Raw genomic sequence first — 12,570 nt, 5'->3', positions numbered from 1 at the left:
TGTCACACGACTCGAATTGTTCGGCCAGAATGTTTATCTGAACGCACATGGCGGAACATAGTAACGTTCGCACCGGCAACGCAGTAGTCTGTCCAGTACGACACGAACGCCAAACCATAGGCCTGATAGTACGCACGGGACCTCGAGGTCACGTATCCCAGACGCCGTGAGGTCGGAGCGAGACATCAACACTCTAAAAGACGACATGAACCGGGATTCTAGACGGGCAACTGAACCCGAAGCCACCGATCAGAAGCGGTGCGAACGATCGTTTGACGTCCTCTCCGTCGATGGTCCCGAAACCCGTACGCGGATCACCGAAGCGTTCGAGTCGCGCTACAGGTTCCAGCACGTCACCTCACCGAGTTCGATCGAGGAGGAACTCGAGGACGGTGTCGACTGCCTCGTCGTCGGCGATGGACTCGCCACGGACGAGGCGTGTTCCGTCCTCGAGGACGTACACGAGTCGCGGTCATCGCCCCCCGTTATTTACGTTTCCTCGTCGCTCGATCCGGCGATCGGCCGCGCCCTGCTCGAGATCGAACGCGCCGAGATCGTCTCGAAGGACGGAGCCGACTCGCTGACTCGTACAGATGTTAAGCGACTGCAGGCGTGTCTCGACGAACAGTACCACCGGTCGATTTCGGACGTTCGGGAGGTCGTTCTGGAGGTTTCGCGGTCGCTAATGGGCGCAGCATCGGACGAGACCGATATCGAGATCGAGTGGGGACTCCAACTGGTCGGACGACAGCTCGACGCGGATCGGTGTCTGGTATTCGAGTACGACGAGGGCGTTCTCGAGCCAACATACTGCTGGGATGCCCCCTCGAGAGACGCCGATGACGATGGGGCCAGCAGTGGCGAGCCTCGACCCGTCGGTATCGCCGTCGTCGACGAGCCGTCCGTGGACGTTCCGGCGATCGATGCCGAATCGTTTCCCGGGTTCGACACGCTGTCTCAGTCGTTCGATCCGTACGCCGTTCCACCGGAGATGGACGACGAGTTCGATATCGAAGTTCCCGACGATTTCGTCGGTAGCCTCGGCGTCGACGGTAGTCGAAACGACGAGATCGACGGACAAGACCCGATCGAACATCCGTACTTTCGAGCGCGCGGTCTCGAGTCCATACTCGCGACACCCATCGTCGTCGACTGGGAACTCGAGGGAATACTCCTTATCGAACAGCGAACCAAGCGACCGTGGCCGCGATCGCTTCGCCAGCAGGTTCAGACGGTCGGTGAACTCGTTGGCTACACGCACGATCGTGATCGTCGTCGACGGGAACTGGCTCGCAAGAACGAACGTCTCGAGCGATTCATCTCGGTCATCAGCCACGATCTCAGGAACCCGCTCAACATCCTTCGAGGCTATGCCGATCTGATCGAAGAAACCGGTGATCCGTCCCACGCAACTGACGTCGTCGTTGCAGCCGAGCGCATGGAGACGATGATCGACGATCTCCTGACGCTTGCCCGTCAGGACGAGGACGTCCGCGAACCCGACACGGTCGATCTCGAAGAGACGGTTCGAGCTGCCTGGAACGCGGTCGAAACAGAGCAATCGAAACTCGAAACGGGATCCATCGGACCCGTCGACGGTAATCGGAGTCGGCTTCAACAGGCGTTCGAGAACCTCTTTCGAAACGCTGTCGAACACGCCGGACCGTCGGTTACAGTCCGTGTCCTGGAAACGGAACGAGGATTTGCCGTCGAGGACGACGGTCCCGGAATTCCTTCCGAACGACGCGATCGAGTCTTTCAGGAGGGGCATTCGAGCGGGGACGGGACCGGGCTCGGTCTTTCGATCGTCGCGGCCGTCGCCGACGCACACGGCTGGACGGTGACGGCCGGCTCCGCCGACTCGGGTGGGGCACGATTCGAGTTCAGGATCAGTCAGAACGAAACCGATCGCCGGTCTCACGACCTCACTCGATCGGTTGGTCCCCTCCGAGATCGGTCGTGAGACCGGCGATCGTAACAACGTTTTACTATCAGCCCTGTGTGTCTACCAGTATGAGCGACGACAGCCACGACCACCAGTTCGCGACCGACAGCATCCACGCCGGACAGGACCCCGATCCGACGACCGGCGCTCGAGCACCCCCGCTCTATCAGACGACGTCCTACGCGTTCGACGACACGGAACACGCCGCTGCACTCTTCGGGTTACAGGAGTTCGGAAACATCTACTCGCGAATCATGAACCCGACGAACGCGATGTTAGAAGAGCGGATCGCCACCCTCGAGGGTGGCGTCGGCGCGCTTGCGACGTCCTCTGGAATGGCGTCGTTCGATCTCGCGACGTTTATTCTGGCGGACGTGGGCGACAACATCGTGTCCTCGTCTTCGCTCTACGGCGGGACCTACACCTATCTCACCCACACCGTCTCGAAACGCGGGATCGAGACGAAGTTCGTCGACACTCTCGACTACGACGCCTACGCCGAGGCGATCGACGACGACACCGCGTTCGTCCACCTCGAGACGATCGGTAACCCCGCCCTGGTCACGCCCGATATCGGACGCATCGCTGATATCGCACACGAACACGACGTTCCGCTGTTCGTGGACAACACGTTCGCGACGCCGTATCTCTGTCGCCCGCTCGAACACGGGGCCGATCTGGTCTGGAACTCGACGACCAAGTGGATCCACGGTGCCGGGTCGACGGTCGGTGGAATTCTCGTCGATGGCGGCTCGTTCCCGTGGGACGAGGGTGAGTATCCCGAACTTACCGAGCCGAATCCGGCGTATCACGGGATTAACTTCCACGAAACGTTTGGCGAGCAGGCGTTCGCGATCGCCGCCCGAACGCGTGGATTGCGCGACCTCGGCAACCAGCAATCGCCGTTCGACGCCTGGGTCACTCTCCAGAAACTCGAGTCGCTCCCGCTCCGGATGGAGAAACACTGCGAGAACGCGATGGCCGTCGCAGAGTACCTCGAAGACCACTCGTCGGTTTCGTGGGTCAACTACCCGGGCCTCGAAAGTCACGAAACCCACGACGAAGCCAGCGAGTACTTAGAGGGTGGCTACGGCGGCATGATCACGTTCGGTCTCGAGGGAGGCTACGACGCCGCCGAGACGGTCTGCAACGAAGTCGACCTCATGAGTCTGCTGGCGAACGTCGGAGACGCGAAATCGTTGATAATCCATCCCGCAAGCACCACTCACCAGCAACTCACCGAGGAAGAAAAGCTCGCAGGCGGTGTTACCGACGACCTCGTCCGACTCTCGATCGGTATCGAAGACGTCGACGACGTGATCGCAGATCTCGATCAGGCAATCTCGAGCGCGTGAATCGCCTCGAAGTCAATCCTTCAGTATCAATAGGTCGATAAGTCCCCCCGTCGTTAAGGTGGCTGAGTTCGACCACTCAGGTATGGCCACAGGCCTACTCACCGACGAGGCGACGGAGCAGATCGAAACGACCTGTCGAACGGCGATCGGGGACAGCCTCCGCTCGGTCACCTACTTTACGCGTGACGACTACGAACAGGTCTATCTGCGAGAAGACCTCGAACGCGATGCCGACCTCTCGACGTTCATCGGTCACGAGTGGCGAGGGTTCAAAACCGCACAAACAGCCTACGAAAACTCGGAACTTGGTGAGTACAACTACACCATTCGCGTCTTCGATAACGGCTTTTTGATTCGCGTGACCAACGACAGCGAGGGCGTTTTCGCCACGACGGACGGACTCACGGTCAAGGACTTCGAAGAAGTCGCGACCGCGCTCAGTTCGTTTCTCGAAACCCGCCAACTGTCCTGATCTCGTCGGACGATTCTGGCCGCCTCGGACTATTCTGATCTCGGATCGGCTCCGACAGCCCCCTCGCTTCCGAAGTCGGTTACGCGTTCGTCATCGGCCCCGTCCGTCCGTCGCTCCTCGCGGGCCGATTTGGAAACCGAACTCGAGCGAGAGCCGATTGGGAGTCCAGAACCGACCTCCCCGTCGGTTCCGAGAAGTCGAGCAAAACGGCGGCGTTCGGCTGCGTGTCTATCGATGGACATGCCAGCGAGAAACGTCGATATCCGTTGTAGTTATGCATGGCGTTTGCATCGGAAACGGATCCCTACCGAGTCGAAACGATCGGACGGATTACGATGTCGTGGTGGTTGTTCCCTCGTCTCACTGTCCGATCGGTAGGACAACGTAACACCCTTTTTCATGACGGCCGTTTCACTCTACGATGACCACAGTTCCGCCAGCCATCGAACAGGAACTCGAATCCCACGACGCGTTCGACCAGTCGGACGAAGACTATACGCTCACGACGACCGTCTTCGACACGACCGTGACAGCCGTCGATACGAACAGCGGACGCGGCAGTCGATTTCTCATCACCGTTACCCTGCCGACACTCGATGCCGCCGTCGCGAACGAAACCGTCGCTCCTGTCGTCGAAGACGGGTGGTTCGAAACCCTCGAGCGTCGACTCGAGGACGCCTTCACCGTTTCTCACACCGACACGCACGAGAAGCCCACCGTCGACCGTGACGCCACCGACGTGCGAGTAACGCTGGAGTACGTCGCCGGGAACGCGAGAGATGGCGTCGAGGACGCGAAAGCCCTCATCGAATACGTCGAGGGAACCTTCGCACAGGGAATCATCCCCGGCTATGACTACCGGGGTGAGGCGGAAACGTTACTCGGGAACGCCCAGAGCCGCGGCGACCGTCCACTTCACAACGAGTCACGCGAATAGAACTGGTTGTCTCGCTGAGGGTATAAACGGCAAGTCAAAAGACAATGAAGACGGCCAAATCTGCAGACGGCACGTCGATCGCGTACGAACGGACCGGGAGCGGCCCACCAGTCGTACTGGTACACGGAACGACAGCGGATCACTCCAGGTGGGGACCGGTTCGCTCCGGCCTCGAGGCGCACTATACCGTATACACGTTCGACCGACGGGGACGCGGCGAAAGCGGCGACGCCCCGTCGTACCGACTGGAACGTGAGTTCGAGGACGCCGTCGCCGTCGTCGAGTCGATCGAAGAACCCGTGACACTCGTCGGACTCGTTTTCGTCGCCCTCGAGCGTGTGCGTCGACTCGTCTAGAATCTCGTTGTCGTCAGCGACGATCGTCACGTTGAGATCGGCAGTCGCACCGTCTTCCGCGAAGGTCGCGTTGACAACGACAGTGTCGTTGTGTTCGACCTCGAGATCGTCAGCGGAGGTTTCTTCGGCAGCGGCAGTGCCGACGAGCGCGATCGAAAAGCCTACGACCGCAAGCGTGAGGACGACCAGGCCGAACAGTGCGAGATCGTGGTATTCGATCACCGACGGCAGGTACGGCAAGTATTCGTACCCGAGTATGAGAATCGGTCCGGCTGCAATCGTGACCTTTTCCCAGTCCTGGTAGTGCTCGAAGCTCTTGGTCTGGCTCGACATGAACGCGATTACGTACACGCCGAGCGAGCCACCGATAGCGTGCGTGTTCGACAGCGTGTAGTCGAACCACTGGATGTGAATTTCGTCGACAGCGCCGAACTGGTATAGCGACGCCATCGCGAAGACGATTGACAGGAGCGCAGGGACTGTTCGAAGGTTTGCGTAGTCGTTTGCCATTCCGCCCAGATCGAATCCGTTTCTGTGATTTGCCATAGTAATCGTGTGTGAGAAAACGTCGTCGCGTTACTGCTCAGGCGCGGTACTCCAGCTCGCGTTCGGTTCCTTCGCGCTCGTTGCCGTCGTCGTCCGTCCACTCGTACGAGTCGACACCTTCGAGGCGGAACTCGTACCCTTCCGAGATTCCATTCTCGTGAACGGTGTCCTCGAGCGTCTGGTTGAAGTGAGCGAGCCGAATCTCGCCTTCATCGTCGCCGTCGGTCGACTTGAACCGGACGCGCAGCTGATCGTAGTCTCCGCTGTTTGGAGTCATCGCAAGGATGATTCCCTGAATCACTTCGCCTTCGTCCGGGAGAGGAATCCATTCAGCATCGTCGCCATCGTAGTTCCCGCTCGATACCGTCGCTGTCTGGAACCCGTCTCCAGAACTATCACTAGTTGCCATGCATATCTAAATACTAGAGTGATAGTAATAGCTAGAAGTGGGAAACGTGGTCTTGTACGTACAGTGGCGGGACCGAAAGTGGCGTAGCTAACTGTGGGAGTCATAGAACGATTTCAATAGAATTCTTTTCGTCTCCGATAGACTGAACTATCCGTTCACTCCACGCGCCTACTATTCGCTGTACCACTGCTGAGGGAGGACGAACGGGCGCTCACCCGGCCAGCGGACTCATAGTTTCTCCCAGCTTTGTCTGGACTCGGTTCTCTTCCTACGAGTCAGAGTAGCTGACTTGCTCAGGTCTGATTGAGATGATAACACGTTCTGTCTGAGGGTCAGCGTAGTCCCCGTCTCCCAGATAGCGCTCCGCCATCCTGTTGACTTGCTCGTGTGCCCCTTCTGAAGTGATGTCGTCGACCTCACCTCGTACCGAGAGCATCCGGTAAGGGTTATCTGGGTCAGTCATACTGATGGCAACTCGTGACTGTTGGCGGACATTTTTTTCCTTCCGGCGGCCACGTTGGGTATTCACCAAGAGACGGTCAGCATCGGCATCGTACTCCACCCAAACTGGAACGACATGAGGTGCGCCATCCGGCAAGAGCGTTGCCAGGTGAGCGAACGTCTTCTTCTTCTTGAACAAATCACGAGACTCTGTTGGAATTGATGCCATACGGACAACAAATACTGGAGATACTAATAAACCAGTGACCAGAATCGGCGACAGTGTCGGAGAGGAGGACTATTCCGCTCGCGAGAAACTACCGACGCCGAATGCCACCTCTGACAGGCAGTGAGTATGACTGAATTCTGCTTCACCTCGCTCTGTATTGGTCAACCAATGTACTGTACTTACCGTTCGTCGGTAGCCGCAAAGGGTGGCAAGCTGTTCTATAACACCCTCTAGCAACTAGTAGACCTGGAGTCATGTCTATGACCACACGTCTTCAACAGGTGGTGGATTATCGCCAGAAGATGCAAGAACAACAGGTTCGTTCGGATCGTGTATCGCCTGCTCAACCACAGCAGCGTCCACGCGTCGATCACCGCTGTCGGGAACGTCCGAATAGTGGTACGCACCGAGGTAATCGATTCGGGCAAGCGTAGTCGACGTGACCGACGCTCGAGTTTCCTCGAGCTCGCGTTCAGCGAGAAGGTCACGAACGAGATCGTGGAACAGCGACTCAGTTCGTGACGAATCGAGATCGGGATAGGATGCATGAGGCTCGTGATGTGCTTCAGCGGAAACGAGGAGTGATGTTCTGGTAGCATCAGCGACACCGCGACGAATGTCAGTGCGATCATCGTCGAGCCGTATGGCATCGCGAATCCCGTTTGATGGACTCCAAAACTGGCGCTGTGTCGCCCAGTAGAGTGCGAGCTTCCAGTACGCCGCATCGTCATCGTCAGCATCGAGTTCCGGATCGAAGTCCTCCGGGACGTCGGCAGCGTTGTGATCCAGGAGCGTTCCGTACATCTCAGAGATGTACTTCCCGATGTATGCACCAGCAGTTTTCTCCTGTAGAACGTCGTCGTCACCGTCCATATCGATCAGGCCGTCCGTTCCTTTGTGATACCGAACGTGCTCATCGACCCACTCCTGCGAGTGATCGTGATCGCCGTATCGATACCAGGAGACGAAGCCTTCGTCGACGGGTTCCGTGACAAACTCGCCGTCCTCATCTTTGAGACGAGTCCCGTCCTCATCACGGACGACGCGATCTCCGAAGTCACCGACTTCGTCGAGATCGTCACGATACGCAAGCGGGTACAGATCGCCGATTCGACCTTGCCCGTACTGATCCCAGCGATGTGAGAGTTCGTCTTTGTCGATCAACCACGGCATTCCGTCGCTCTCACGGGTTGGAACATCGAAAAAGAGACAGTGTAGATGTGGTTTCCCGCCACCGTCAAATTCGAGCACTTTGACGTACTCGAGACGTTCACGTGGTCTGCCCGACACGACACCTTCTTGGCCGAAGTGAAAGTTCGACGAGTCGAGTCCAGGTCGCCAGTACGGAACCACGGATTCTCGAGTATCCTTGACCGTGGAAGGGTCGGTTTTGAAAAACTGCGTGAGGTTGTGAAAAGCCGGATTTATCGCCTGTATAGCGTCCCACAGCGAATCATGTTTCGCGGGATCAGTCGTGAGCGTCACGAACACGGCGTTCTTAGCTCGTTCGTAGCCGTATTCGAGTGCTGACTGAAGCCGCGCGAAAGCCTTGTTCACGCGCCCTTCGTCAGTAAACCGGGTTTTGTAGGACTTTTCCATACGACGACGGTCGTAACCGCTTCGGTTAGCGAGGTGCACATCGAAGAGTAATCGGTAATCCTGCGTGCGTTGGATGTAACGACGAAGTGCGTGAGCTGCAAAGTTTTTCTGGGAATCAGTAAGGTCGAAACTGCTGTTCCTACAGGTCTTGAGCATGTTCTGTACGAACTCGCGGTCGTAGACGAGTTCGTTCGAAGCGGTCGGTGTTTCACGAATGCCTTCCGAAATCAAGTCAAGGAGGCGGTGGGTCGGGTAGACCCATCGTCCCCGCTCGTCGTCGCGATCGACGTGCTCGAGACGGACGAGATCGGTACACTCCTGGAGATCGTTGACGAATCGATTGAGGAACTGGTAGTCATCATCGGAGCCATCGAGCGCTACCCAGTCGTTACCGGTGTAAAAATACTGAGCAGCAGCATCGTGACGTTCGTAGGCATCGCCTGAGAGATCGTAGAGGCCCGAGTAATCGCTAGGAGCAACACCTTTCAGCACAAAGTGACAGAGCGCAGTCTGGGAAACGCCTTCTGGGTGCCGTGCAAGGAACTTGAGAATTCGAACGCGGTCGCTGTTTCGGTCGGTCAGCGCGTTCGAGTCACGTTGACCGTAAGCCATCAGGCCGCAGTCAGCAAGGTACTGGACTAAACTGGATCTGTTACAACCTTGCTGTGTGCCCGAAAGCGCCCCCATTCACCGTGCGTCGACGATGGGCGTTCGACTCGCAACGGGACAGATCCGAAGAACAAAGCGATCCTCGAGCACGGCTGTTCCGTGCTCTTGAATCACCCTGCCGCAGTGACGACAAACGACCGTCATGCTTCGTCCTCCGATCTGTCGATTTCCCCAAACCGATCACTACAACGTGCCCAGATCGGCGCAAGAGCGACCGTCTCTGTAGTGTTGAGAATTGGAGTTCCCTTCGCAGTCTTGGCGTCAGGACCGAGCCACTCGGTCGGTACGACGTGACGGACGTCGTACTGTTTACCGAAGACATCGTACGGATCAGCGCCAGCAGCGATCGCACAGAGCTGGTGAATATAGACCGTATCGTCGTTATCACCGCGAGTACAGCGAACGTATCGGTGACCCTGGCCGGTTTCGGAGATCGTCGGTGGCTTAACTGGTGGATAGCGAATGAGAGACGGTTCACTCTCGACACGACCCCCATCGGTCAGTAGCCGCTTTGACGAAGGCGAACCAGTCGTTTGAGAACTCCTTCGCGCCGCTCCCTCGCCGGAACGAGGCTGGTCGCTCGCTTCGCTTGCGCCAGCTCGTCCGGGCGGGATTGCCGGGCTTTCACCCATCCGGCACTCGCGGCGCTCCGTCGATGCTGACCGCTCACCGCTACACGATAGGAACCGCCGGAGGGAAAGAAGTATATCAGAAATCAGATTATTCCTGCCAAAAACGGCCGGAAATACGGTAACAGGTATTTCGAGTTTTGTCCAGAGAAGACGTCTCTGTAGTCTTAAGATAGTATTAAGCTCAGAATGGGGTCGGAGGGATTTGAACCCCCGATCGACTGATATCTCCGGTGCGCCTCGGAACTCCAGAGGGTCATCACACGGACACTGATCAGGTGTCCGATCAGTATATCAGTCTGGAGTGTCGTCCCGGGCGCGGGACCTCTGGAGTCAGTCGCCATCCCTGGCTTGGCCACGACCCCGCGATGAGACGTTGGTCGAAGTTACCTAAAGTGGTTTCGATTCAGGCTACTCGTCATCTCGAGTCGAAGACGGTCGCTCGTCACTGCGGGATGACAGGGGAACCTCGTCCGCTCGAGAGGGGTGGACGTTGATCGTGTTTCCGCGATACGGATCGGTCTCGGGGTCGTACGAGAGCTCGCTCCGTTCGAATAAATAGATGAAAAAGCCGAAGATCGGAACGGCGAACGTGATCACCGCCCATTTTCTCGGCGGCTCGAGGCCGACCCGTCCGGCGTCGTAGTAGGTCACCACCGTAAGGACGAGATGCCAGGCGAGCGGGATGCCTACGATTATCGCGAGCAATACTGTGTCCATGCGATATCTCGGTGCCGAGGATACTAAACTGGCAGGCTCTCATACGGGTCGTTATACCGTTTTACCGGTGATCGCAGCCCCATCCGAGCCATCACCGGTACCGAATCATAACAGACCGTATCACTGGACACGTCACGAGCGATGTACGGTGTGACCAGTTGCCACCCAGATCACCGTTCGATGGGGCCAGTGCGAGCCAGTAGGGAAGCCGCGATTGATACCGGAGATCGCACTGCTTCCGTCGTTGCACTCGAGCGCCGTTTTGTCTTCACCGCGCTCGAGTCTCATACGGTCTACTGTAAGTCGTTACCGGAGCGACCGCAGGACGGCTCGCGGTCGCCCCGGAAAAAAGTCACAGTAAACCGTATCACGCGTTCGCAAATCAGAGAGACACGCGTGACGTCGGTGGACCGCTCCGGTGTCACGTCTCTCGATATCCTCAAACGTCGAACTCGATGGCTGCACCCTGTCCGAAACCAACACAGAGCGTCGCGAGACCGAGACCGCCGCCGCGTTTTTGGAGTTCGTGAATGAGTGTCACTGGGAGCCGGGCACCCGAGGCACCGAGCGGGTGTCCGATGGCGATCGCACCACCGTTGACGTTGAACAGGTCGGGATCGACGCCGAGTTCGTCGCGCGAGTAGACCGCCTGGCTGGCGAACGCTTCGTTGAGCTCCACGAGGTCGTAGTCGTCGATATCGCGGCCGTTGCGCTCGAGAAGTCCTCGAGTCGCGGGCACGGGACCGATCCCCATTACGGTCGGGTCGACGCCGGCGACGTTGTTCATCCCGACGTGGGCCACTATCTCGAGATCGTGGTCGTTAGCGAAGGATTCGCTGGTGACGAGTAACGCGGCTGCGCCGTCGGAGATCTGAGAGGCGTTGCCGGGCGTGACGGTGCCGTCGGCTTTGAATACGCTCGGCAGTTCGGCCAGCTTCGACGCGGTCGTTCCGGGACGAAGTCCTTCGTCCTCGTCGACGACGCCGTCGTCGGTCTCGATCGGAACGGTTTCGTCGTCGAACCGTCCGTCTTCGGTCGCCTCGACTGCACGTTGTTGGCTTTTAGCTGCGTATTCGTCCTGTTTTTCTCGGCTGATATCGTACTCCTCGGCGACCGTTTCGGCGGTCATCCCCATCTGGAGTTCCCCGATGTTGTAGCGTTCGGCCATTCCGGGGTGGACGTTCGGCGTGTTTTCACCCATCGCGATACGAGACATGTTCTCGACGCCGCCGGCGATGATGACGTCGCGATTTCCGGCTGCGATCGCGTCCGACGCCGACATGACGGCCTGCATCGAAGACGCACACCAGCGATTGATCGTCGTTGCGGGGACGCTCTCGCCGAGTTCCGAGAGCAACGCGATGACGCGAGCCACGTTGTTCCCCTGCTCGTCGCGTTGCTGTGCACAGCCCCACATCAGGTCGTCGATATCCTCCCCTGTGAGCCCCGTCCGGTCGAGAAGCTCGTCGACCAGTGGAATCGAAAGCTCCTCGCTTCGGAGATCCGCGAATACACCGCCCTCTTTGCCCTGTGGCGTCCGTACGGCCTCGACCACGACTGGCGTCTGTGACATGCAGTACCGGACGGTCCTTACGGACTTAAATCCGGTCGAACTGTCCAAAACAAAGCTCGAGTTTATCGTTTACTCGATCGCGTCGAGCGAGCGTCGGTTTCGAGAACAATCCTTATCCCGTGTGTCTCGGAATAGGCGGCCATGAATGACGAGCCCATGCCGGACGTTCCGGACCCCGAACCATCGAAGAGCGACGTTCCCGAAGACGTCGAGAAGTACGCACGGTTTACGAAGATGGACGGTGCACAGTACGACCGGGTAAACGAGTTCCTTCGCGACCGAACGTACGTGACAGCCAGGGAGTGGGCGATTGCCCGGCTCTGTTCGGATTTTCGGACCGAGACCGGCGTCGAAATGACGAAGATCGGAGAGAACCTGCCCGAGCTCGTTCCGTTCATGACCGACACGTACACGCCCCAGGCGGTCAATCAGGCCAGATCTTCGTTCGAAGACAAGGTCAGAAAAGCCGGTGCGACCTTCCTTTACGGAGCGATGTGTGACTTTTTCACCGCCGAGGAACTCGACGACGTGATGTACGAGTCGACCGAGGTCGCAAAGTTCCTCCTCGAGGTCGAAGGGGTCGATCTCTCGGTCGACGAGGAACTCGAGGCAGAAGAGCGAATCTCGAGCGTGATGCGAGAGGTCAGAGAAGCGAGCGAAGAGTTGCGAGAGCAAGACGAGGATTGAACC

12 protein-coding genes, 1 tRNA gene and 1 pseudogene are annotated in these 12,570 nt (G+C 58.2%); 6 read left to right on the top strand and 8 right to left on the bottom strand.

The features are described from left to right. Window positions 1-205: 205 nt before the first annotated feature. From EA462_RS05235 to EA462_RS05225, 3 genes are all read left to right on the top strand, one after another. Window positions 206-1,963, top strand: a complete 1,758-nt coding sequence (locus EA462_RS05235; protein WP_124177514.1) for a sensor histidine kinase — start codon at window positions 206-208, stop codon at window positions 1,961-1,963. Window positions 1,964-2,013: 50 nt separating this feature from the next. After that, entirely contained in the window at window positions 2,014-3,300 is a 1,287-nt protein-coding gene (locus EA462_RS05230; RefSeq protein ID WP_124177513.1) for an O-acetylhomoserine aminocarboxypropyltransferase/cysteine synthase family protein, read from the top strand. 82 nt (window positions 3,301-3,382) lie between these two features. After that, complete coding sequence (locus EA462_RS05225) at window positions 3,383-3,772, top strand: DUF7522 family protein (protein ID WP_124177512.1); 390 nt, start codon at window positions 3,383-3,385, stop codon at window positions 3,770-3,772. A 29-nt stretch (window positions 3,773-3,801) separates the two neighbouring features. Here EA462_RS05225 and EA462_RS05220 read toward each other — a convergent pair whose 3' ends face one another. Then, window positions 3,802-4,014: a hypothetical protein gene (locus EA462_RS05220; protein ID WP_124177511.1), complete on the bottom strand. Its 213-nt coding sequence runs from the start codon at window positions 4,012-4,014 to the stop codon at window positions 3,802-3,804. 179 nt (window positions 4,015-4,193) lie between these two features. Between EA462_RS05220 and EA462_RS05215 the strand changes: the two genes are divergently transcribed. Further along, window positions 4,194-4,709 (top strand): DUF5813 family protein, encoded by a 516-nt coding sequence (locus EA462_RS05215; protein ID WP_124177510.1) that lies wholly within the window; start codon window positions 4,194-4,196, stop codon window positions 4,707-4,709. Here the strand turns inward: EA462_RS05215 and EA462_RS17980 are convergent. From EA462_RS17980 to EA462_RS05190, 4 genes are all read right to left on the bottom strand, one after another. Next, window positions 4,688-5,611 (bottom strand): hypothetical protein, encoded by a 924-nt coding sequence (locus EA462_RS17980; protein ID WP_449289202.1) that lies wholly within the window; start codon window positions 5,609-5,611, stop codon window positions 4,688-4,690. The two genes, EA462_RS05215 and EA462_RS17980, sit on opposite strands and share 22 nt — an antisense overlap. Window positions 5,612-5,648: 37 nt before the next feature. Continuing rightward, window positions 5,649-6,020: a hypothetical protein gene (locus EA462_RS05200; RefSeq protein ID WP_124177509.1), complete on the bottom strand. Its 372-nt coding sequence runs from the start codon at window positions 6,018-6,020 to the stop codon at window positions 5,649-5,651. 268 nt (window positions 6,021-6,288) lie between these two features. Further along, entirely contained in the window at window positions 6,289-6,690 is a 402-nt protein-coding gene (locus EA462_RS05195; protein ID WP_124177508.1) for a PPOX class F420-dependent oxidoreductase, read from the bottom strand. Between the two features lie 258 nt (window positions 6,691-6,948). Next, on the bottom strand, window positions 6,949-8,289 hold the full coding sequence (locus EA462_RS05190; protein WP_124177507.1) for a hypothetical protein: 1,341 nt from the start codon (window positions 8,287-8,289) through the stop codon (window positions 6,949-6,951). Window positions 8,290-8,379: 90 nt separating this feature from the next. Here EA462_RS05190 and EA462_RS05185 point away from each other — a divergent pair, with 90 nt between their 5' ends. Beyond that, window positions 8,380-8,733, top strand: a complete 354-nt coding sequence (locus EA462_RS05185; RefSeq protein ID WP_124177506.1) for a hypothetical protein — start codon at window positions 8,380-8,382, stop codon at window positions 8,731-8,733. A gap of 1,044 nt (window positions 8,734-9,777) precedes the next feature. On the opposite strand, the gene EA462_RS05180 is transcribed toward EA462_RS05185, so the two are convergent. From EA462_RS05180 to EA462_RS05170, 3 genes are all read right to left on the bottom strand, one after another. Then, a tRNA-Trp gene (locus tag EA462_RS05180) sits at window positions 9,778-9,952 on the bottom strand. A gap of 46 nt (window positions 9,953-9,998) precedes the next feature. Beyond that, window positions 9,999-10,307 carry a PLD nuclease N-terminal domain-containing protein gene (locus EA462_RS05175; RefSeq protein WP_124177505.1) on the bottom strand — a complete coding sequence of 103 codons (309 nt, stop codon included), beginning with the start codon at window positions 10,305-10,307 and terminating at the stop codon, window positions 9,999-10,001. Window positions 10,308-10,746: 439 nt separating this feature from the next. Continuing rightward, entirely contained in the window at window positions 10,747-11,880 is a 1,134-nt protein-coding gene (locus tag EA462_RS05170; RefSeq protein WP_124177504.1) for a thiolase family protein, read from the bottom strand. Window positions 11,881-12,027: 147 nt separating this feature from the next. Here EA462_RS05170 and EA462_RS05165 point away from each other — a divergent pair. Next, window positions 12,028-12,567, top strand: a pseudogene (locus EA462_RS05165) (DUF5806 family protein); the annotation flags it as partial. Window positions 12,568-12,570 lie beyond the last annotated feature (3 nt).

This window comes from Natrarchaeobius halalkaliphilus, assembly GCF_003841485.1.
Classification (GTDB): domain Archaea; phylum Halobacteriota; class Halobacteria; order Halobacteriales; family Natrialbaceae; genus Natrarchaeobius; species Natrarchaeobius halalkaliphilus.
Note: the sequence above shows the minus strand (reverse complement) of the source record. Positions and strands in the feature narration are given on the sequence as shown.